The 21,208-nt window shown below is 64.9% G+C and carries 23 protein-coding genes; 17 read left to right on the top strand and 6 right to left on the bottom strand.

Features of this window, described 5'->3' with window-relative positions; genetic code table 11:
- Positions 1-17 precede the first annotated feature (17 nt).
- Complete coding sequence (hisS, locus tag V1280_RS35570) at positions 18-1,538, bottom strand: histidine--tRNA ligase (protein WP_334535317.1); 1,521 nt, start codon at positions 1,536-1,538, stop codon at positions 18-20.
- A gap of 87 nt (positions 1,539-1,625) precedes the next feature.
- Entirely contained in the window at positions 1,626-2,708 is a 1,083-nt protein-coding gene (locus V1280_RS35565; protein ID WP_334535315.1) for a branched-chain amino acid aminotransferase, read from the bottom strand.
- 339 nt (positions 2,709-3,047) lie between these two features.
- Here V1280_RS35565 and V1280_RS35560 point away from each other — a divergent pair, with 339 nt between their 5' ends.
- The 3 genes from V1280_RS35560 to V1280_RS35550 are packed head-to-tail and all read left to right on the top strand — an operon-like array spanning position 3,048 to position 5,720.
- On the top strand, positions 3,048-3,587 hold the full coding sequence (locus V1280_RS35560; RefSeq protein WP_442895185.1) for a MarR family winged helix-turn-helix transcriptional regulator: 540 nt from the start codon (positions 3,048-3,050) through the stop codon (positions 3,585-3,587).
- Positions 3,584-4,315 carry a response regulator gene (locus V1280_RS35555; protein WP_148777651.1) on the top strand — a complete coding sequence of 244 codons (732 nt, stop codon included), beginning with the start codon at positions 3,584-3,586 and terminating at the stop codon, positions 4,313-4,315. The genes V1280_RS35560 and V1280_RS35555 overlap by 4 nt, the downstream gene beginning before the upstream one ends.
- A 19-nt stretch (positions 4,316-4,334) precedes the next feature.
- Positions 4,335-5,720: an ATP-binding protein gene (locus V1280_RS35550; protein WP_334535311.1), complete on the top strand. Its 1,386-nt coding sequence runs from the start codon at positions 4,335-4,337 to the stop codon at positions 5,718-5,720.
- Between the two features lie 185 nt (positions 5,721-5,905).
- Here V1280_RS35550 and V1280_RS35545 read toward each other — a convergent pair whose 3' ends face one another.
- A complete protein-coding gene (locus V1280_RS35545) occupies positions 5,906-6,436 on the bottom strand; it encodes a DUF3617 domain-containing protein (RefSeq protein WP_334535309.1) in 531 nt (176 codons plus the stop codon).
- 68 nt (positions 6,437-6,504) lie between these two features.
- Positions 6,505-6,798 (bottom strand): hypothetical protein, encoded by a 294-nt coding sequence (locus tag V1280_RS35540; protein ID WP_334535307.1) that lies wholly within the window; start codon positions 6,796-6,798, stop codon positions 6,505-6,507.
- A gap of 182 nt (positions 6,799-6,980) precedes the next feature.
- Between V1280_RS35540 and V1280_RS35535 the strand changes: the two genes are divergently transcribed.
- The 4 genes from V1280_RS35535 to V1280_RS35520 all read left to right on the top strand — a co-directional run bounded on the left by V1280_RS35535 (position 6,981) and on the right by V1280_RS35520 (position 9,648).
- A complete protein-coding gene (locus V1280_RS35535) occupies positions 6,981-7,445 on the top strand; it encodes a hypothetical protein (RefSeq protein ID WP_334535305.1) in 465 nt (154 codons plus the stop codon).
- A gap of 107 nt (positions 7,446-7,552) precedes the next feature.
- A complete protein-coding gene (locus tag V1280_RS35530; protein WP_334535303.1) occupies positions 7,553-8,266 on the top strand; it encodes a ribonuclease T2 in 714 nt (237 codons plus the stop codon).
- A 53-nt stretch (positions 8,267-8,319) separates the two neighbouring features.
- Positions 8,320-9,180, top strand: a complete 861-nt coding sequence (locus V1280_RS35525) for a 23S rRNA (adenine(2030)-N(6))-methyltransferase RlmJ (protein WP_334535301.1) — start codon at positions 8,320-8,322, stop codon at positions 9,178-9,180.
- 252 nt (positions 9,181-9,432) lie between these two features.
- Positions 9,433-9,648: a cold-shock protein gene (locus V1280_RS35520; RefSeq protein ID WP_027534220.1), complete on the top strand. Its 216-nt coding sequence runs from the start codon at positions 9,433-9,435 to the stop codon at positions 9,646-9,648.
- An 86-nt stretch (positions 9,649-9,734) separates the two neighbouring features.
- Here the strand turns inward: V1280_RS35520 and V1280_RS35515 are convergent, their stop codons facing one another.
- Complete coding sequence (locus tag V1280_RS35515) at positions 9,735-10,358, bottom strand: outer membrane protein (RefSeq protein WP_187437463.1); 624 nt, start codon at positions 10,356-10,358, stop codon at positions 9,735-9,737.
- Positions 10,359-10,610: 252 nt separating this feature from the next.
- Here V1280_RS35515 and uvrC point away from each other — a divergent pair, with 252 nt between their 5' ends.
- The 9 genes from uvrC to V1280_RS35470 all read left to right on the top strand — a co-directional run bounded on the left by uvrC (position 10,611) and on the right by V1280_RS35470 (position 19,391).
- Positions 10,611-12,698 (top strand): excinuclease ABC subunit UvrC, encoded by a 2,088-nt coding sequence (uvrC, locus tag V1280_RS35510; RefSeq protein ID WP_334535296.1) that lies wholly within the window; start codon positions 10,611-10,613, stop codon positions 12,696-12,698.
- 94 nt (positions 12,699-12,792) lie between these two features.
- Complete coding sequence (pgsA, locus tag V1280_RS35505; RefSeq protein WP_148777642.1) at positions 12,793-13,410, top strand: CDP-diacylglycerol--glycerol-3-phosphate 3-phosphatidyltransferase; 618 nt, start codon at positions 12,793-12,795, stop codon at positions 13,408-13,410.
- Positions 13,407-13,658, top strand: coding sequence for a molybdopterin converting factor subunit 1 (gene moaD, locus V1280_RS35500; protein WP_334535294.1), 252 nt, complete (start codon positions 13,407-13,409; stop codon positions 13,656-13,658). Before pgsA ends, moaD begins: the two co-directional genes overlap by 4 nt.
- 3 nt (positions 13,659-13,661) lie before the next feature.
- Complete coding sequence (locus tag V1280_RS35495) at positions 13,662-14,144, top strand: molybdenum cofactor biosynthesis protein MoaE (protein ID WP_334535292.1); 483 nt, start codon at positions 13,662-13,664, stop codon at positions 14,142-14,144.
- 27 nt (positions 14,145-14,171) lie between these two features.
- Positions 14,172-15,131, top strand: coding sequence for a 50S ribosomal protein L3 N(5)-glutamine methyltransferase (gene prmB, locus V1280_RS35490; protein WP_334535290.1), 960 nt, complete (start codon positions 14,172-14,174; stop codon positions 15,129-15,131).
- Between the two features lie 79 nt (positions 15,132-15,210).
- Positions 15,211-15,798: a phage holin family protein gene (locus V1280_RS35485; protein WP_334535288.1), complete on the top strand. Its 588-nt coding sequence runs from the start codon at positions 15,211-15,213 to the stop codon at positions 15,796-15,798.
- Positions 15,798-16,838, top strand: coding sequence for a YihY/virulence factor BrkB family protein (locus tag V1280_RS35480; RefSeq protein WP_334538488.1), 1,041 nt, complete (start codon positions 15,798-15,800; stop codon positions 16,836-16,838). The genes V1280_RS35485 and V1280_RS35480 overlap by 1 nt, the downstream gene beginning before the upstream one ends.
- 195 nt (positions 16,839-17,033) lie before the next feature.
- On the top strand, positions 17,034-18,521 hold the full coding sequence (locus V1280_RS35475) for an EAL domain-containing protein (protein WP_334535286.1): 1,488 nt from the start codon (positions 17,034-17,036) through the stop codon (positions 18,519-18,521).
- Positions 18,522-18,536: 15 nt separating this feature from the next.
- The gene (locus V1280_RS35470; protein WP_334535284.1) at positions 18,537-19,391 is read left to right on the top strand and encodes a TIGR01459 family HAD-type hydrolase; all 855 of its coding nucleotides are present in this window, start codon (positions 18,537-18,539) and stop codon (positions 19,389-19,391) included.
- Positions 19,392-19,455: 64 nt separating this feature from the next.
- Here the strand turns inward: V1280_RS35470 and V1280_RS35465 are convergent, their stop codons facing one another.
- A complete protein-coding gene (locus V1280_RS35465) occupies positions 19,456-19,851 on the bottom strand; it encodes a response regulator (RefSeq protein ID WP_007596883.1) in 396 nt (131 codons plus the stop codon).
- A gap of 228 nt (positions 19,852-20,079) precedes the next feature.
- Between V1280_RS35465 and V1280_RS35460 the strand changes: the two genes are divergently transcribed.
- Positions 20,080-21,051 (top strand): bifunctional riboflavin kinase/FAD synthetase, encoded by a 972-nt coding sequence (locus tag V1280_RS35460; protein ID WP_334535283.1) that lies wholly within the window; start codon positions 20,080-20,082, stop codon positions 21,049-21,051.
- The last annotated feature ends 157 nt before the right edge of the window (positions 21,052-21,208 follow it).

Raw genomic sequence — 21,208 nt, 5'->3', positions numbered from 1 at the left:
ACGGCCCGCCGGAATGGCTATCCCCACGTTACGTCATGGCGCGCGAGGACCTCGCGCACTTTTGAAACGAGGTCGGCCTCGCTGCACGAGAACTGCGCGGGGCGCGTCTCGCGCCATTCCTGGTTGGAGGCGATCGCGGCAGCCGCCTTGGCGCCTTCGACCAGGTCCTTGATCTGCAGCTCGCCGCGCGCCTTTTCATCCGAACCCTGGATGATCACGCAGGGTGAGTTGCGGCGGTCGGCATATTTGAGCTGGTTGCCCATGTTCTTGGGATTGCCGAGATAGAGCTCGGCGCGGATGCCGGCGGTGCGCAAGCTCGCCACCATCTTCTGATAGTCGGCGACGCGGTCGCGGTCGAACACCGTGACCACGACGGGGCCGACTTCGGGGCGCGTATCGAGCTTGCCGAGCAAGGTCAGCGCAGCTTGCAGCCGCGACACGCCGATCGAGAAACCGGTCGCCGGCACCGGCTCGCCGCGGAAGCGGGAGACCAGGCCGTCGTAACGTCCGCCGCCGCCGACGGAGCCGAAGCGCACGGGGCGGCCCTTCTCGTCCTTGGTGTCGAGCAGAAGTTCGACCTCATAGACGGGGCCGGTGTAGTATTCGAGGCCGCGCACGACGGACGGATCGATCTTGATGCGGTCGACGCCGTAACCCGACGCCGTGACCAGCTTGGCAATCTCTTCCAGCTCGCTCACGCCGGCTTGACCAATTTCGCTCTTGGCGAGGTAGGTTTCTGCCGCCGCAATGGCCTCTTTCCAATCATCGCGTGGCTTGGTGATGGCGAGAACGACGTCAGCCTCCTCCGCACTCAGATTGGCGCCTTTCGTGAAGTCGCCCTTGCCTTCTTCGCCGCCATCCCATCGTCCGGCGCCAAGCAATTTGCGCACTTCGTCGGCGGAAAACTTGTCGAGCTTGTCGATGGCGCGCAGCACGGTCAGCCTGCGGCCCGCGTTCTCCTCACCCGCAAGCCCGATGGCTTCTAGAACACCGTCGAGCACCTTGCGGTTGTTCACCTTCACCACGTACTGGCCGCGCGCGACGCCAAGCGCTTCCATCGTGTCGGCTGCCATCATGCAGATCTCGGCATCCGCTGCCGGCGTGGCCGAGCCGACTGTGTCGGCGTCGAATTGCATGAACTGGCGGAAGCGGCCGGGGCCGGGCTTCTCGTTGCGGAAGACGTAGCCGACGCGATAGCTGCGATAGGGCAGGACCAGACCGTCGGTGCCGTAGCGCTCTCCGACATAGCGCGCGAGCGGCGCGGTCAGATCGTAGCGGAGCGAGATCCACTGCTCGTCGTCGTCCTGGAACGAGAACACGCCCTCGTTGGGGCGGTCCTGGTCGGGCAGGAATTTGCCGAGCGCGTCGGTGTATTCCATCGCCGGCGTCTCCACCGGCTCGAACCCGTAGAGCTCGTAGACGGCGCGGATCTTCTCGACCATCTCGCGCGTCGCCCGGATCGCGGCGGGATCGCGATCCTCGAGCCCGCGCGGCAGGCGCGCCTTCAGTTTCTGGGGTTTTTTGGGTTTTTCGGCCATGCGGGCGTTTACCAGCCGACGCGCGATGCGGCAACCGCAGTCTCAGCCCCCCTCCCCGCAAGCGGGAAGAAGGGAAGAGATCGAGCCTCAAAACACCTTGCGGATCCAGCTGTGCGGATCGTTGGTGCGGCCGTACTGGATGTCGACGAGCTGCTTGCGCAGGCCCATGGCGACGGGGCCGGCGGCACCGCCGCCGATCTCGAAATCGTCGCTGACCGAGCGCACCTTGCCGATCGGCGAGATCACGGCGGCGGTGCCGCAGGCGAAGGCCTCCTTCAGCCTGCCGCTGGCCGCATCCTTGCGCCACTGGTCGAGCGAGTACGGCTCCTCGCGCACGGTCTTCCCGGCATCGCGGGCGAGCGCAATGATGGAGTCGCGGGTGATGCCGGGCAGGATGGTGCCGAGCGGCGGCGTCGACAGCGAGCCGTCGTCGAACACGAAGAACACGTTCATGCCGCCGAGCTCCTCGACGTAGCGGCGCTCGACCGCATCGAGGAAGACGACCTGATCGCAGCCGTGCTGGATCGCTTCCGCCTGCGCGCGCAGGCTCGCCGCGTAATTGCCGCCGCATTTGACGGCGCCGGTGCCACCGACCGCTGCCCGCGTGTAATTCTCGGAGACCCAGATCGAGACCGGCGCGGGGCCGCCCTTGAAATAGGAGCCGACCGGCGAAGCGATCACCGCAAAGATGTATTCCGACGACGGCTTGACGCCGAGGAAGGTCTCGCTCGCGATCATGAAGGGGCGCAGATAAAGGCTGCCCTCGCCGCCCGGCATCCAGGCGCGATCGATGCGCACGACCTGCTCGACCGCCTCGATGAAGACGTCCTCGGGGACCTGCGCCATCGCCATGCGATCGGCGGAGTCCTTGAAGCGGCGCGCATTGGCCTCGGGGCGGAACAGGTTCACGCCGCCGTCGTCGCGCTTGTAGGCCTTCAGGCCCTCAAAGATTTCCTGGGCGTAGTGCAGGACGGCGCCGGCCGGATCGATCTGGAAATTGGCGCGCGCCTCGACGCGCGCCTCGTACCAGCCGCCCTTGGCCTGGTTGTAGCGGACCACCGCCATGTGGTCGGTGAAGACGCGTCCGAAGCCGGGGTCGACCAGCTTGGCGACCCGGTCCTTCTCAGGAGTCGGATTGGATGCGGGCTGGATGTCGAATTTCATGCTCATGTCCTTGCCTCCCGCTGCCGGTAGCGGCGCTGTTCTGGCGCCCGCCTGCCCGCTTTCGGGCCCGGCTGGCTTGATGTGGTTTCTGGCCGAACCACCGCCAGCCTTGTTACGGCCGGTTTCCGTGGCCAGCATGTTCGTCGAGGACATGCTTTTGCGGAAGGCGGAAGTCCAGTATGTTTTGCCGAAATGCCGCTCGACAATCGCACGGTAGATCTGCGTCGGCCGTCGCCGCCTGTCCGGCTCACTCCGGCCGCTCTCAGAAATGCCACCCGACGCGAAACGACCTAAAATTTCGTGCGGGCTGATCGTTTTGTAACATTGAACCCAAGATACGTCAATATGCCTGACATAAATTTCGCGACTCCCCCTCAAGACGCTGCCGAGCCACGGCCGGCGGCAGGCGATGGAGGCAATTTGCGCTGGGATATCATCGAGCTGCTGTTCTTCGCCTATCGCGATTTCGTCGGCGATCCCGACCACGAGCTGGAGGCTTTCGGCTTCGGCCGGGCCCATCACCGGGTCATGCACTTCGTCTACCGCTATCCAGGCCTGAAGGTCGCCGACCTGCTCGACGTCCTGCGCATCACAAAACAGTCGCTCGGCCGGGTGCTCAAGCAGCTCCTGGACGAGGACTATATCGTGCAGAAGACCGGCGACAATGACCGCCGCCAGCGTCTGCTCTACGCGACGCCGAAGGGCGAGGCACTGGTGCAGAAGCTCGCCGGCCTGCAGACCACGCGCATCACCAAGGCGCTCGCCGAGCTGGCGCCGCAGGATGCCGAGACCGTCAAGCGCTTCCTGCGCGCGATGATCGACCGCGACGATCCGGACAAGGTGCTGGAGACGATCTTCGCCACCAATCAAGATTCAAAGGAGTGACCGTGCCGCTCGCTGCCACGCTCGCCCGCCCGCCGGTGCAACCGGCCGACGACGCCCCGCATCTGCTGCTGGTCGACGACGACCGCCGCATCCGCGATCTCCTGTCGCGCTTTCTCGCGGCCGAAGGCTATCGCGTCACCACCGCTTCGAGCGCGGGTGATGCGCGGTCAAAGCTTCTGGGCCTGCATTTCGACCTGCTCATCCTCGACGTCATGATGCCCGGCGAGACCGGCTTCGATCTCGCCCGGTTCATCCGCACATCCTCCTCGGTGCCGATCGTGATGCTGACGGCACGCCATGAAGCCGAGGCCCGCATCGAGGGCCTTCAGATCGGCGCCGACGATTACGTGGCAAAGCCGTTCGAGCCGCGCGAGCTGGCGCTGCGCATCAACAACATCCTCAAGCGCGCCGCGCCGCCGGTCCAGGCCGTGGCGGTGGAGAAGATCGTTTTCGGTCCCTACGTCTACCATCTGGAGCGCGGCGAATTGCGCCAGGGCGAGGAGGTCATCCACCTCACCGACCGCGAGCGCGAGATGCTGCGGATTCTTTCGGAGACGCCGGGCGAGACCATTCCGCGCAGTGCGCTGACCGGCAATGGCAGCGTCAACGAGCGCGCGGTCGACGTGCAGATCAACCGCCTGCGGCGCAAGATCGAGACCGATCCCGCCAATCCGCTGTTTCTGCAGGCGGTGCGCGGAATCGGCTACCGGCTGGTAGCCTCGCCATAAATCAAGTGAAGCGCGACCGATGAGCACGATCGATACCGGCCTGACGCTGCTACGAAGCGCCGCCGGGCGCGTCTCGGCCGCCAATGGCTGGATGGGCAACGCGTTCAAGGGCTGGATGCCGACCGGCCTCTATGCGCGCGCGCTGCTGATCATGATCGTGCCGATGGTGATCCTGCAGACCGTGGTCGCCTTCGTGTTCATGGAGCGCCACTGGAATACGGTAACGCGGCGCCTGTCGCAGGCCGTGGTGCAGGACGTCGCCAGCCTCATTGACGTCTACAAAGGCTATCCGCAGGACAAGGACCGCGCGCAGCTGCGCCGCATCGCCGAGCGCATGCAGCTGGTGGTCGATTTTCTTCCCGTCGGCGACATGCCGCCGCCGGGACCAAAACCGTTTTTCTCGCTGCTCGACCAGACGCTGTCGGTGCAGCTCGGCCGCCAGATCGGACGCTCGTTCTGGATCGACACGGTCGGCCGTTCCAACCTCGTCGAGATCCGCATCCAGCTCGACGATGCCGTGATGCGCGTGTTCGCGCAGCGCAGCGCCGCCTACGCCTCGAACTCGGAAATCTTCCTGTTCTGGATGGTCGGCACGTCCTCGATCCTGCTGATCGTGTCGGTGCTGTTCCTGCGCAACCAGATCAAGCCGATCCTGCGGCTTGCGGACGCCGCGGAAAGTTTCGGCAAGGGCCGCGAGGCGCCGAACTTCAGGCCCCGCGGCGCGCGCGAGGTGCGGCGCGCGGCGGGCGCCTTCCTCGAGATGAAGTCGCGCATCGAACGCGCGATGGAGCAGCGCACCGCGATGCTCGCCGGCGTCAGCCACGATCTGCGCACCATCCTGACCCGCTTCAAGCTCGAGCTGGAGCTGATCGGCGACAGTCCCGAGCTCGAGGGCATGCGCAAGGACGTCGACGAGATGTCGATGATGCTGGAGGACTACCTTGCGTTCGCCCGCGGCGATTCCGGCGAGCAGTCGCAGCCGACCGATATGGCGCAGGCGCTCGAGGAGCTGCGCAGCGACGCCGAACGCCACGGCCACACCGCGACCGTGACGTTCAGCGGTCTGCCCGTGGTCACGGTGAAGCCGGCCTCGTTCAAGCGTTGCCTCGCCAACCTCGTCACCAATGCCGCGCGCTACGGCCAGGCCATCGCCATCTCGGGCCAGCGCGATCACCGCTATCTCACCGTCACGGTCGACGACGACGGTCCCGGCATTCCCGTGCATTTGCGCGAGGAGGTATTCAAGCCGTTCCTGCGGCTGGACAACGCCCGCAACCAGGACGAAGGCGGCACCGGCCTCGGGCTTGCGATCGCCCGCGACATCGCCCGCTCGCATGGCGGCGACATCACGCTCGGCGACAGCCCGATGGGCGGCTTAAGGGCGAGCGTGCGGATTCCGGTGTAGCTCCTTCTTACCTCGCCCCGCTTGCTGGGTCCGCTTGCTGGGAGAGGTCGGATCGCTCTTGCGATCCGGGTGAGGGGGTACAGGTCCCTCGACGATCCCGCGTTTGGAGAGAGGCCCCTCACCCCAACCCTCTCCCCGCAAGAGCGGGGCGAGGGAGCGCACCGATTTCGCGGCGACGCCCCCGCTTACTTCGGCAGCAGCGCCTTCAGCTTGTCGACGTCGCGCACATTCATCTTGAAGCCGCCGGGCATCACGATGTCGCCGGGCTTCTGGTCCGGCTTGCATGCGCCGAGCCATTTCGCTTCGAGCGTCATGGTGGAGTCGCGCCCCGCGGCACCGACCGCGCCACCTTGCGCATGCGACGAGGTCTTCACCGTGTAGGCCGAATTGAAATCGCCAGTGATCTCGGCATGCGAGGTCGTGGACATGCCGGCGACGCTGCACTCGGAATCACTGACATAGCCGGTCGCGGTTTTCTTGATGTCCTGCTTGGAGCAGACCTGCTTGGCCATCGGCGAGATGTTGTTGTTCATCTCCTTGTCGACGGCCTCGTCGGTGCAGTGCTGCATGGTCATTTCCGGCATCGCCGAGCCGGTCCTGACCATCTTCAATTCCCAGAGACCGGCCTTGCGCACCGGCAGGTCGTCGGCGAAGGCACTCCCCACCGAGAATACGAGGCAAACGGCTGATCCGAGCAAAGCAAGCTTGCGCGTCATGCGAGAGACTCCCGGCTGAGATGCCCTAGCTTTCTCTTTGGCGTGACCTTTGTCGTTCCGAAAACGCCTCAGTACAGCGTGCGGATCGGCCGGTCGGCCGCACCATAGGGCACCCAGCGGCACGAGAACGAGATGTAGCCGCCCTCATAGGCCTGCACCGCGAGGAATTTCGCCACCTTGCCATAGCGCGCGCAGTGATCGACCGCGACCTGGCGCGCATCGGTCTGGGTCGCCATGGAATAGGCGATGATGCCGCCGGTGTCGTTGCCCTTGAAGGGCGGCACCGGAAAGATGTCGGCGCGCGCCGACTGGCTCGCCATAATTCCCAAGGCAAGAAGGCCCGCGGCCGCAATGATTCGCATTCCCGTCACTCCGATTGATGGAGGGTAGTTTACGGTGCCTGCGCGGCGGTGGAAAGAACGGAAGGCCTGTAGACTGCGACGTTGTGATCAAGTCCTGGCCAAGTGTTGCCGCGCTGCACTTGACCTCCCCCGCCCTTCGCGGCACCGTCCGACCTTCGCAGATCATGCTGTCTGGATTGCCCATGCGCGCCTCGACCTCCCTGAAATCGCTTCGTTTTGCCGCCGTTCTCGGCCTCATGTTCGGAGCGCTGTCGCTCAGTGAGGCCAGGGCCGCCAATCCGCTGGAGTTGAATTTCTGGCTGAGCGGGCCGCGTTATGACGGCAATGTCGCCGATTGCGACAAGGCGCTGCCGACGATCGCGAGCCAGTTCTCCGAGAAGGAAAGCTCGTTCTGGAATTCGCCTTTGAAGATCGAGGGCTTCACCGCCGTCCACGAGACCGCCTTTCGGCCCTGGGCGTCCGACAACATTCCGCGCCGCTACTGCACCGGCGAGGCCATGCTCAATGACGGCAAGATGCGCAGGGTGCACTTCTCGATCGTCGAGGACGGCGGCTTTGCCGGTTACGGCCAGGGCGTCGAATGGTGCGTGGTCGGGCTCGATCGCAACTGGGCCTACAATCCGGCCTGCCGCGCCGCCAAGCCTTAAGTCGAAAAGCCCTGATTCGGGCCGATAGACGATCGCTCGAATTTTGTTCTTGAAATGTTCTTGTTGCCTGCTAGGCTGATTGCACAGTCTAGTTGAGGGGCGTCGTCATGTTTCATTCCAGATTGCATTCGTTCTCCCGCCTGATGATCTCGCTGACCCTCCCCCTGATTCTTGCCGCCGGGCTGATCTCGCTGGCCGGCGGCGCGAAGGCGCAGGACAAACGGCAGAACGCGCCCGGCGAGTTCGATTTCTATGTGCTGTCGCTGTCCTGGTCGCCGTCCTTCTGCGAGGAGGCGGCCGAGCGCGGTCGCGGTGGCGGGCGCTCGAACATCCAGTGCGAGGGGCGGCCCTATTCCTTCGTGGTGCACGGGCTGTGGCCGCAATACGAGAACGGCTTCCCTGAATATTGCCAGCGGCCGTCGCCGCGGCTGAACCGCAACATCGTCTCTTCGATGCTCGATTTGATGCCGGCGCCGGGGCTGATCTTCAACGAATGGGACAAGCACGGCACCTGCTCCGGGCTGACCGACCGCAACTATTTCGAGACGATCCGGAAGGCGCGCGCCGCGATCAAGATCCCGGCCGACTATCTCGACCTGTCACAGGCCAAGACAGTAGCGCCGGGCGAGGTGGAAGAAGCCTTCATCAAGGCCAATCCGGGCCTGAGCAACGCCGCCGTCTCGGTCACCTGCAACCGCACCCGGCTCTCCGAGGTCCGCATCTGCCTCAGCAAGGACTTGCAATTCCGCGCCTGCGAAGAACTCGACCGCCGCGCCTGCCGCCGCGACCAGGTGACGATGCCGCCGATCAGGGGCGGGTAGTTCAGGCTCTCGTGCCTCTTTGCTCAGGCCATCGCGTGGCGTAGTGCTCTTGCATGAACTATCGCCACGCCTTTCACGCCGGCAACTTCGCCGATGTCATCAAGCACATCGTGCTGGCGCGCATCCTGACCTATTTGCAGGACAAGCCGGCCGCCTTCCGCGTCATCGACACCCATGCGGGTGCGGGCCTCTATGATCTCGACAGCGATGAGGCGCGCCGCAGCGGCGAGTGGCTGACGGGGATCGCGCGGCTGATGCAGGCGCGCCTCACGAACGAGACAGTCGCACTGACCAAGCCGTACATGGACATCGTTCGCGCCTTCAATCCGAAGGGCGAGCTCAAGCTCTATCCGGGTTCGCCCTTGATCGCGCGCGGCCTGATGCGGCCGCAGGACCGGCTCGTGGCGTGTGAGCTCGAGCCGAAGGCGCGCAAGGCGTTGATCGAATTGTTGCGGCGCGACGAACAGGCCCGTGTGGTCGATCTCGACGGCTGGGTGGCGCTGCCGGCGTTCGTGCCGCCGAAGGAGCGGCGCGGCCTCGTGCTGATCGACCCGCCGTTCGAGGCGAAAGACGAATTCGAAAGACTCGGCGAGGCTTTCTCCACCGCGTTCGCAAAATGGCCAACCGGTATCTATGTAATCTGGTACCCCGCCAAGAGCCGGCGCGCCACCGACACACTGGCGCAACTCGTGGCGCGGACCGCGGCCGCAGCAAAGACCCCGGGAAAATGTCTGCGGCTCGAATTCAGCGCCGCACCACAGCTTGACGGCGCGGCGCTCACCTCAGCCGGGCTCCTGATCGTCAATCCACCCTACACGTTGCAAAGCGAACTCAAGACGATCCTGCACGAGCTGGAAATGCCGCTCGGCCAGGGTGGTCCTGCCAGATTCCGATTAGAGGTGCCGAGGCCGTAACACTCCGGCATTCTTGGGAAAAAGATGCAGTAGCGGTAGTCAATCTGCAAAGAACCGTATTATGCTGTTTGCGTGACTGGCTTTACGTTCCGCTTCCGCGAATGGTTGCGGCGGAGTGAAGGCCTAAGAAAGATCCAGTCGGACCGAAGGGTCTGCCCAAGGATGGCCAGCTCTCCCGGGCTTCGTGATGCCCGGTCATGTCGCGACGCGCGTCTGCGTTGCGACGGAGGAGCAATGAGGGGGAGTTTCCCGATGGCCAATACGGGAACGGTTAAGTTCTTCAACGGCGAGCGCGGCTACGGCTTTATCAAGCCGGACGACGGCGGTCGCGATGTCTTCGTTCACATCACCGCGGTGGAGCGGGCGGGACTGAAGGACCTTGCCGAAGGACAGCGTATCACATTTGAAGTCGAACCGGACAAGAAAGGGAAGGGGCCGAAGGCGGTCAATTTAGTGATCCTTTCCTAGCGGACCTGACTCAAAAAATTCGGCGCAAAAAAAGTCCGGCCGCGAGCGGCCGGGAGGCTGTTGTCCGGTATTTTCTTATTTGGCTATCAGAAGTGATAGTTCACGCCTGCGCGAACAACGCTGGCGCTATAGCCGTTTGACACGCCTGTAATTGCGAACTGGCTCGACGACAGATCGATGTAGAGATATTCGAGCTTCGCGCTCCAGTTCGGCGCGAAGCCGACTTCCGCGCCGACGCCGGCGGTCCAGCCGGCGGTGGTGTGCGATTCCGTCCAGCCGAAGGTCTGCGCGCGCAGCTCGCCGAAGGCGAGGCCCGCGGTGCCGTAGAACAGGATGTTGTTGAAGGCATAGCCGGCGCGGCCGCGCAGCGTGCCGAACCAGGGATTGGAGAACTTCCACGGCGCGAAAGTGTCGTCGGCGCCGGCTGCCTGGATGTCGCCCTCGACACCGAACACCCACGGGCCGTTCTGGAAATTGTAGCCGGCCTGCACGCCGCCGACGAAGCCGGAGGGCTTTGCGGGATTGTTGCTCACCGAGCCCCATTCATAGCCGAGATTGGCGCCGAGATACGGGCCGGCCCAGCTATAGCCATTGAGCGGCTGATTGACCGTATAGGGCGCACGCTGCCCGTAACTGAGATCGGCGGCCTCTGCCGAAGCCGCCCAGCCGGCTGCAACCAACGCGGCTGCGCCCACAACGAGCCCCTTCATCACACACTCCAACGCAACTTGCCGCAACCGGGTGCGAGGCCTGCGTCGCAGCGCAAGACCAAAACGCATGGTTACGGAACCACCACTTTTTCGCGTAAGATTTATCGAGAGTTTTAAGTAAAAGGGCTGTTAAGACCCGTTACCGCGCTGTTAACAGACTTAAGGAAGCGTTACCGGGAACTGCGCCACCATCCTGTGCGTGCGGCACGGCCGGAACTTCAAATCGGCTCCCCCAGCACTTAAATTCGCACCATGGTTCACGATTCCACCGACAATCCGGACGACGCACGCGCGCGCAAATCGCAGCGTGTCGCGACCGCCGATGCCCGGCCCCAGGAGACGTCGGGCGAGGCATCGCGCGAGACGGCGCCGCCCGACCTCGATCCCGCCACCACGGGTGGCGATGACGAGGACGATGCGCGGCTGCCGGATATTCTGGAAGAGAGCGGCGCGATCGGCGAAGAGCCGCTGGCGACCGGTCACGAGGCGATCGAGCGCGCGGTCCGGCTCGCGCCCACCTCCCCCGGCGTCTATCGCATGCTCAGCGCCAATGCCGACGTGCTCTATGTCGGCAAGGCCAAGAACGTCAAAAAGCGCCTGTCCAACTACGCGCGCCAGAGTGCGCCGCTGCCGGCGCGCATCCTGCGCATGATCGCGGCCACGGTGACCGTGGAGATCGTCTCGACCATCACCGAGACCGAAGCGCTGCTGCTGGAAGCCAACCTCATCAAGCAGCTGCGGCCGCGCTTCAACGTGCAGCTGCGCGACGATAAATCGTTTCCCTACATCCTGATCACCGGCGACCATTGGGCGCCGCAGATCCTGAAGCACCGCGGCGCGCAGACCCGGCCCGGGCGCTATTTCGGCCCGTTCGCCTCCGCCGGCGCCGTCAACCGCACCATCACGGCCTTGCAGCGCGCGTTCCTGATCCGCTCCTGCACGGACTCCTTCTTCGAGAGCCGCTCGCGGCCCTGCCTGCTCTACCAGATCCGCCGCTGCGCCGGCCCCTGCACCCGCGAGATCGACTTCCCCGGCTATACGACGCTGGTGCGCGAGGCGACCGACTTCCTGTCCGGCAAGAGCCAGGCGGTGAAGCAGGAGCTCGCAGGCGAGATGGAGAAGGCTTCCGGCGAGCTCGAATTCGAGAGCGCGGCGCTCTATCGTGATCGCCTCGCCGCGCTGTCGGCGATCCAGTCGCAGCAGGGCATCAACCCGCGCACGGTGGAAGAAGCCGACGTGTTCGCCATCCACCAGGACGGCGGCTTCTCCTGCGTCGAAGTGTTCTTCTTCCGCACCGGCCAGAATTGGGGCAACCGCGCCTATTTCCCGCGCGCGGAGAAAACGTACACGCCGGAGGAAGTGCTGGGGTCCTTCCTCGCCCAGTTCTACGACGACAAGCCGCCGCCGAAGACCATCCTGCTCTCGCACGAGATCGAGGAGAGCGAGCTGCTCGCCAACGCGCTGTCGATCAAGGCCGGCCACAAGGTCGAGGTCATCACGCCCAAGCGCGGCGAGAAGAAGGAGCTCGTCACCCACGCGCTGACCAATGCGCGCGAGGCGCTCGGCCGCAAGCTCGCGGATACAGCGACCCAAAGCCGCCTGCTCGACGCCATAGCCACGACGCTGAGCCTGCCGCATGCGCCCAAGCGCATCGAGGTCTACGACAACAGCCATATCCAGGGCACCAATGCCGTCGGCGCCATGATCGTCGCCGGCCCCGATGGCTTCGTCAAAAACCAGTACCGCAAGTTCAACATCAAGTCGGAAGGGATCACGCCGGGTGACGACTTCGCCATGATGCGCGAGGTGCTGGAGCGTCGCTTCAAGCGCCTGATCAATCCGCCGGAAGAGAGTGCCACCAAGGCCAAGGACGACGACTTCCCGCAATGGCCGGATCTCGTCATCATCGACGGCGGCCGCGGCCAGCTTAACGCCGTCCGGGAGATCTTCACCAATCTCGGCCTGACCCAGGTGTCGCTGATGTCGGTTGCCAAGGGGCCGGACCGGGATGCCGGCCGCGAGACCCTGTTCATGCCGGAGCGCGAGGCGATCAAGCTGGAGCCGCGCGACCCCGTGCTCTATTTCATCCAGCGCCTGCGGGACGAGGCCCATCGCTTCGTCATCGGCTCGCACCGCAAGCTGCGCAAGAAGGATATCCGCGAGGCCGGTTTGCAGGAGATTCCGGGCATTGGCCCGTCGCGCAAACGTGCCTTGCTGCACCATTTCGGAACCCTGAAGGAGATCGAACGCGCCTCGATCGTCGATCTCGGCAAGGTTCCTGGGGTGAGCGCCGAGAGCGCCCGCAGGATATTCGACTATTTCCATTCCCAGCCGGGGTGAACTAAAGGGGCTGTAGTCATATGGTCGTCGCATCCCGCCCCCCAATAAGGGACGGACGGTTGACCTTCAGGCTTGAGCGGTATTGGTAGGACGGATGAACATCGCCACGACACGAGGGACCACCAGCCGCGCGATGTCCCTCCCGAACATCCTGACCTATGGCCGGATCGCCGCGATCCCGGTCGTGGTCGGATGCATCTATGCGCAGTCGATCATGGACTACCCGCTGTGGCTGCGCTGGGTCGCCGTCGCGATCTTCATCGGCGCCGCGGTGACGGACTATCTCGACGGCTATTACGCGCGGATCTGGAATCAGCAATCGGCGTTCGGCCGGATGCTCGACCCGATCGCCGACAAGCTGCTGGTCGCCTCCTGCCTCCTGATGCTGGCCGCCGACGGGATCATCCATGGCTGGTCGCTGTGGGCCGCCATCGTGATCCTGTGCCGCGAGATCCTGGTTTCGGGCTTGCGCGAATACCTCGCCGCGCTCCGTGTCAGCGTGCCCGTCACCAAGCTCGCCAAGTGGAAGACCACGGTTCAGCTCGTCGCCATCGGTTTCCTGCTCGCCGGTCCCGCCGGCGACGAGGTCATTCCCATGGTCTCGCTGATCGGCCTCGTCCTGCTGTGGGCCTCGGCGATCCTGACCATGTACACCGGCTACGATTATTTCCGCGCCGGCATCCATCACCTCATCAAGGAGGATGAGGGATGAAGGTGAAGTACTTCGCCTGGGTGCGCGAGCGCGTCGGCAAGGCCGAGGAGACGATCGAGCCGCCCGCGACGGTGCGGACCGTCGAGGAGCTGATCGCCTGGCTGTCCGGCCAGAGTGAGGCTTATGCCTATGCGTTCGAGAGGCCGAAGGTGATCCGCACCGCGATCGACCACGCCCACGTCAAGGCGGACGCTGCGATCGCGGGCGCCCGCGAGATCGCGTTCTTTCCGCCGATGACCGGCGGCTAGGCCATGACCTCTTCCGTCACCAGCTGCCCCGTCGCCATCCGCATCCAGGAAGACGATTTCGATATCGCGCGCGAGATCGCGCTCCTGACCGAGAGCCGCACCGATATCGGCGCGGTCGTCAGCTTCTCCGGCATCTGTCGCGCCGACGAGGACAGTTCGAAAATCGCGGCGCTCACGCTCGAGCATTATCCGGGCATGGCCGAGGAAGAAATCAAGCGCCATGTCGACGAGGCCATTTCGCGCTGGCCGCTCAACGGCGTCACGGTCATCCATCGTGTCGGGCGGTTCATGCCCGGCCAGAACATCGTGCTGGTGCTGACGGCGTCGCAACACCGCAAAGCGGCATTCGAGGCGGCCGAGTTTTTGATGGACTATCTCAAGACCAGCGCACCGTTCTGGAAGAAGGAAGAGAGCGCCACCGGCACCGGCTGGGTCGAGGCCCACGCCCGTGACGACGAGGCCGCCGCACGCTGGACCCGATCTTGATGGCAAGATCCTGATGGCAAAATCCTGATGGCACGAGCTGTGAGAAAGACCACGCGCGTCCGCGCCGTGCCAAAACTTGCGAAGGTCGGCCGCGGCGAGCTGCTCACCCTGATCGATTTCGTCCGCTATGCGGTCAGCCGCTTCGTCGAGGCGAAACTTGCCTTTGCCCACGGCACGACCGATCCGGTCGCGGAAGCCGTCTTCCTGGTCTGCGAGGCCCTGCACCTGCATCCCGACCAGTTCGAAATTTTTGGCCATGCCTGCGTCACCGCCGCGGAAGGCAAGACCTTGCTCGACCTCGTCCACAAGCGCGTGACGACGCGCAAGCCGACCGCGTATCTCGTCAACAAGATCTACATGCGCGGCCTGCCCTTCTATGTCGACGAGCGTGTCATCGTTCCGCGTTCCTTCATCGGCGAGCTCCTGGAGTCGCATTTCGGCGGCGACGGCGAGGTGGGTTCGCTGATCGACGATCCCACGGCCGTCGAGCGCGTGCTCGATCTCTGCACGGGATCGGGATGCCTCGCGATCCTCGCCGCCTATCATTTCCCGAATGCCATGGTTGATGCCGTCGACATCTCCAAGGGTGCGCTGGAAGTCGCCGCGCGCAATGTCGGGGAACACGGGCTGGATGAGCGGATCACGCTCCATCGCGGCGATCTGTTCGCGCCGCTCGGCGCCAGCAAATACGATCTGATCATCACCAACCCGCCTTACGTCGACGCGGAAGGCATGACGGCGCTGCCGCCGGAATGCCGGGCCGAGCCGAAGCTCGCCTTCGACGGCGGCCTGGACGGCCTCGACGTGGTCCGCCGTATCCTGCACGAAGCGCCCAACCATCTCACGCCGGACGGCGGCCTCCTTTGCGAAATCGGCCGCGGCCGCGAGCTGGTCGACGAGGCCTTTCCGGAACTGCCGCTGCTCTGGCTCGACACCGAGGAGTCCGAGGGCGAGGTGTTCTGGATCGCCGCCGCCGATCTCGGCTGATCGAGCGCGCCCGGCGGAACAAGTCAAATTCGGCCACGTTCATCCCCCGACCAATGTCTCGCTCTCGGAGGATGTCCGCATGCTCGCGCCATCGGGCGAATTGCTGCGCGCCGGCATGGCGCTGAAACTCAACCATCTCAAGCGCGCGGCGCAATCCTATCTGCGCGACCGCACCAGCCAGACCACGGGACGCGTAACGTCCTACGCGGTCGCGGCGGGACTGTTCGCAGTGGCCGGGCTGTTCCTGATTGCAGCCTTCTTTGTCGGCCTGATTGCGCTCTACCGCTGGATCGCCATCACCTACGGACAATTCTGGGGCTTTGGCGCTGTCGCAGCCGTGCTGCTGGTGCTGGCCGCAGCCTGCGCCGGGGTGGCGACGGCGCAAATGAACCGTCGGTCCCGGCCGATCGTGCCGCTCGCCAGCCGCATGCGGGTGGCGATCGCCACGCCGCGAATTCCGCGCGGCACGGTCAAGCAGGCCTTGAAGGAGGTCGCTACGACAATTCCGCTGGCACCGCTCGCACCAGGTGAACGTGGCCATGGCGGCAACAATTCGCCAACGCGCACCAACCGCCCCGTGCAACTTGGCCTGATGCTCGCGGCTCTCACCTTGGTCGGCTTCACTGCGGCGCGCCGGCGGCGCTCCGCCCGCAGACTGGATGCATGATGCCGGCGCGGCAGACCGAGCAGCTCGATAGCTGGCTGTTGGTCGCCGCCACGGCCGTCTTCGTGCTGACCGCGGAACGTTATTTTCAGGAAGCCCGCTCGCTCCGATCGGGGCCTTCGCATTCGCCGGAAACAAGCGTCGCACATGTAGCGATGCAGCCCGTCCGCCGCTCGAAAAGTCCGTTCAAAATCCCCTGGGCGGGCTGGAAGGACGTCCTTGGACGTACCTATCGGCGCATCGACGACGATCGCCTGCTCGCAACCGCCGGCGGCGTGGTGTTCTTCGGGCTGCTCGCAATCTTTCCGGCTGTAACCGCACTCGTCTCGTCCTACGGACTGTTCGCCGACCCCTCGACCATCAGCGACAATCTCCAGACGCTCGCGATGATGCTGCCCCAGGGCACGTTCGAGATCGTCGAGGACCAGGTCGCGCGGGTGGTGTCGAAGGGCAACACGGCGCTGGGCGCCACCTTTGCGTTCGGCCTCGTGCTGGCGGTCTGGAGTGCCAATGCGGGGGTCAAATCCATCTTCGACGCCCTCAACGTCGCCTATGAGACGCGCGAGAAGCGCGGCTTCATCAAGCTGAACCTGATGTCCCTGAGCTTCACGGTCGCCGGCATCGCCGCGCTCCTGCTGATGGTGTCCGCCGTGGTCGCCTTCCCGCTGGCGCTCGATCATCTCGGCATCGCGCCCGAGAGCAAGCTGATCGTCGCGCTGGCGCGGTGGCCGCTGCTGTTCGTGATCCTGCTCGCGGCGCTCGCCATGCTCTATCGCTTCGCGCCGAGCCGGGACGCGCCGCGCTGGCAATGGCTGAGCATCGGCGCAGTGACGGCCGCCCTGCTCTGGATCGCCGGCTCGGCGCTGCTGTCCTGGTATCTCTCCGCCTTCGCCAATTACAGCGCGACCTATGGCTCGCTCGGGGCTGCGATCGGCTTGATGATGTGGATGTGGATGTCGGCAATCGTGGTCATGTTCGGGGCGGAGCTGAACTCCGAAATCGAACGGCAGAGCCTCCGGGATGCGGCGGAAGCGACGCCCTAAAGCACCCGCGGCGAGCACAGCCGCAAAGGCTTTCGCCGGGCTGGCCTGACATGAGTCTGAACGAGGCCGCTATCCCCTCGAATCAACAATGATGTTAGGGTGACGCGGCTTGGGGAGCATGAGGCACGACGGGTGCGAATTGCAGCCCGTGTTTTCCCGGGTGAGGCAGTCAGCTCTTGAGGCGTAACGCGCGGCATGATTCGCATTTCGACGATCTTCATCGCCATCTGCATGGTTCTGGTCGCGGCCTCGCTCGGGCTCGTGCTCTACGCGGTCGCCGGCATCAGCGGAACCGAATCCGCGATCGTGGCGCTGACCGCGTTGACCTTCCTGATCCTCTACAACGCGGTCTCGATGCGGCTGCGCGACCGCAGCGACGTCGGCGGCCAGATCGCCGACCTCTCCCGCGGCACCGCCGACCTCGCCCGCCAGGTGGCCGAGTTCGGCCGCCGGCTCGCCGCGATCGAGGGCCGCATCGCCTCGTCCAATTCGACCAATTCCGATCGTGTCCAGTCGGTGGTCGGCGAGATCAACGAGCTCGGTGGGCTGGTCAGGCAGCTTGCCGCCACGGTGTCGACCCATGAGGACCTGCTCGCCGGTCACGCGCCGGCGCCGGCCCCCGCTCCGGTCGCCAGGCTGGAGCCGGAAGCGCCGTTTGACCTGATTGCGCCCTTCGAGGAGCGGTCGGCCGCGCCTCCCCCACTTCCCGCGTCGCCGCCGCGGCCAAAGCCTCCGGTCGCCCAGACCCAGACCGGCAATGCCGTTTCGACGGTCAACGGCCGCAACCAGACCCAGATGCTGACGACGCTGCGCAACGCCATCGACGAGAACCGCATCGACATCTTCCTGCAGCCGATGGTGACGCTGCCGCAGCGCAAGGTCCGCTTCTACGAGGCCGTGACCCGGGTGCGCGACGAGCGCGAGCAGCTGATTGCTGCGGAAGAGTTCATCAGCATCGCCGAGGCCTCCGGGCTGATCGGACGCATCGACAACATGGTGTTGCTGCGCTGCGTCCAGGTATTGCGCCGGCTGATGGTGCGCAACAAGGATGTCGGTGTGTTCTGCAACGTCGCGGCCTCGACGCTCGGCAATTCCACCACCTTCGCGCAATGCCTCGACTTCCTCGAGGCCAACCGGGCGCTCGCGCCATCGCTGGTGCTGGAGTTCAAGCAGTCGACCTTCCGCGGCCTCGGCCCCGCAGAGACCGAGAATCTCGCGGCGCTCGCGCAGCGCGGCTTCCGTTTCTCGATCGACCATGTCACCGACTTGCGGATCGAGCCGCGCGAGCTCGCCGACCGCGGCGTGCGCTTCATCAAGGTCCCGGCTTCGCTCCTGCTCGACCCGAAGCAGGCGTCGACCTCGGACATTCACCCCTCCGACCTGTCCGACCTGCTCGGCCGCTTCGGCATCGATTTGATCGCGGAGCGGATCGAGGGCGAGCGCGCGGTGGTCGACCTGCTCGACTATGACGTGCGGTTCGGCCAGGGCTTTTTGTTCGCGCCGCCCCGGCCATTGCGGCCCGAGGGGGCATCTGCTACCGGCGGGGCCGCGTCGAACCCGACGCAGGACATTCAGGGATCCAATGGCTCCGGAACACCCAGCCCAAGCGCAACATCAGCTGCGGCGCCTGCCGCCCCGTCATCGCGCATCACCGGCAACGCGGCGCTGGCGCGCCGCATCTGATCGGCCGCACGCATCATGACCACGCTGCATTTCGCCCAAAGCCTGCGCGAGCTCGTGGGCGGGGTCGACGTCGTGCTCAGCGACATCTGGGGCGTCGTCCATAACGGACTGGAATCCTTCCCCGAGGCCTGCGAGGCGCTGCACACCTATCGCAGCCATGGCGGTACGGTGATCCTGATCACCAACGCGCCGCGCCCGGCCGACTCCGTGCAGCGGCAATTGCGCAAGCTCGGTGTCGCCGACGAGACCTATGACGCGATCGTCTCCTCGGGCGATCTGACGCGGCTCTATGTCGCCGAGCACCCCGGACGAAAAATGTTCTGGCTCGGCCCGGAGCGCGACAACTCGATCTATCGCGGCCTCGATGCGAAGACCGCGCCTCTCGAAGAGGCCGACTACATCGTCTGCACCGGTCTCTACGACGACGAGACCGAGACCGCGGAAGACTATCGCGGCATGATGCTGAAGGCGCGCGAGCGCAAGCTGCCTCTGGTCTGCGCCAACCCCGATATCGTGGTCGAGCGCGGCGATCGGCTGATCTATTGCGCCGGCGCGATTGCCGAGTTGTACCGCGAGCTTGGCGGCGAGGTGATCTTCTACGGCAAGCCGCACCGGCCGATCTACGAGCGCGCGATGCGGCTGGCCGGCGAACGCCAGGGCCACCCGATCGACCGGAAAAAGGTGCTGGCGATCGGCGATTCCGTCCGCACCGACCTGACCGGGGCGCGTGAATTCGGCATCGACTGCCTGTTCGTCACCCGCGGCATCCATGCCGAGGAGTTCGAGGGCCTCGACCAGCTCGATCCCAAGTCAGTGACGGAATTGTTCGGCCACCCGCCGAAGGCGCTGATGCGCGAATTGAAGTGGTGAGCAACGCAGAAAGCCCGGGACGAGCGCCCGGGCTTTCCAAATTCAGGATGGCTTGATCGCGCGCTTACGCGCTCGCCATATCCGGGAAGACCGCCTCGATCTTGGTCTTCAGCGTCGCCGCATTGAACGGCTTGACGATGTAGTTGTTCACGCCGGCCTTCTTGGCCGCGATCACGTTCTCGGTCTTCGATTCCGCCGTGATCATGATGAACGGCGTGGTGGCGAGGTTGGGATCTGCCCGCACTTCGCGCAGCAGGTCGTAACCCGTCATCGGCTCCATGTTCCAATCGGAAATCACGAGCCCGTACTTCTTGCCGCGCATCTTGTTCAGCGCTGCCGAACCGTCGCTGGCATCATCGATATTCTCGAAGCCAAGCTGCTTCAGGAGATTCCTGATGATACGGATCATGGTGCTGTAGTCGTCCACCACCAGAACCGACATCGACAAATCAACCGCCATCTCGACTCCCCCAACGCAAACCCAGGAAACATTACAATCGGACCTGCCGGGCCGTAGCCCGCGGTTCCACGTTTCAAGGACTAGCACCAAGGCGTTAAACAGCGCGTTAACTGGGGCGGCCTTCGAAAGATTGAATCGTGTTCAGTGGGGCCCTCCCCTCCCGCTTGACTTCATCGGCCGGGTCACGCCACGGTCCCGGCCGGTCCCGCCGGCTCGAGAATTCCCCTGATGGCTCCGCAATTTACCGTTATCCGCGATACCACGCCGGATTCCGCGATCCTGAAGGGGGCGGTGGTCGCCATGGGCAATTTCGACGGGGTCCATCTGGGCCACCGGGCTGTCATCGCCGCAGCCCTGGAAATGGGCCGACTGCATGGCCGCCCTGCGCTGGCGCTGACCTTCGAGCCGCATCCGCGCCGGTTTTTCAGCCCCAACACCCCGCAATTTCGCCTGACGGACGAACGCGCCAAGCTGCGGCTTCTGGCCGGGACCGGGCTTGCCGGTGCCGTGGTCATGACCTTCGACAAGGCGCGCGCCGGGACCACCGCGCAGGACTTCATTCACCATGAGCTGATCGGGCGCCTCGGCGTCAGCGGCATCGCGGTCGGCTACGACTTCCATTTCGGCAAAGGACGCGTCGGCTCGCCCGGCCTTTTGGTCAACGAGGCCCCCCGGCTGGGCATCGAGGTCGACGTACAGCCGCATGTCGATATCGACGAGCGGCCGGTCTCCTCCAGTGCGATCCGGATCGCACTCGCCGAGGGGCAGCTCGACGAGGCCACCACCATGCTGGGCGCGCCCTGGTTCATCACCGGCGAAGTCATTCATGGCGAGAAGCGCGGCCGCGACCTCGGCTATCCCACCGCCAACATCCGGCTCGATGCCAATTGCGGCCTGAAGCACGGCATCTATGCCGTGCGGGTCGGCCGCGGTCCTGAGCGTCTGAACGGGGTGGCGAGCTTCGGCCGTCGGCCGACCTTTGATAATGGCGCGCCGCTGCTCGAAATCTTCCTGTTCGACTTCAAGGGCGACCTTTACGGGCAGGCGCTGGACTGCGCCTTTGTCGGCTTCATCCGCGAGGAGCTGAAATTCAACGATATCGATGCCCTGATCCGCCAGATGGACGACGATTCCGCCCGCGCCCGCGCCATGCTGGCCGCAGCTCCGGACGCGTTTCCACGGCTCGGGACCGTCGATTGAGGGCTCAGGGCCGGCCCGGACCTTTGCGCTTCTACCTTTTGCGCTTCCCTTGGCCCCCTGCTATGGAGAGCCCATGTTTGCGCGGCGCATCATAGGGATTAGCGGCCCGGCTTCCGCCTGAGCCTAAAGGCTCGGCGCAAGACCGGGATTTGGTCGT

It is taken from the genome of Bradyrhizobium sp. AZCC 2230, assembly GCF_036924495.1.
GTDB classification, from domain to species: Bacteria; Pseudomonadota; Alphaproteobacteria; order Rhizobiales; family Xanthobacteraceae; genus Bradyrhizobium; species Bradyrhizobium rifense.
This window is presented reverse-complemented; position numbering and strand designations above follow the sequence as displayed.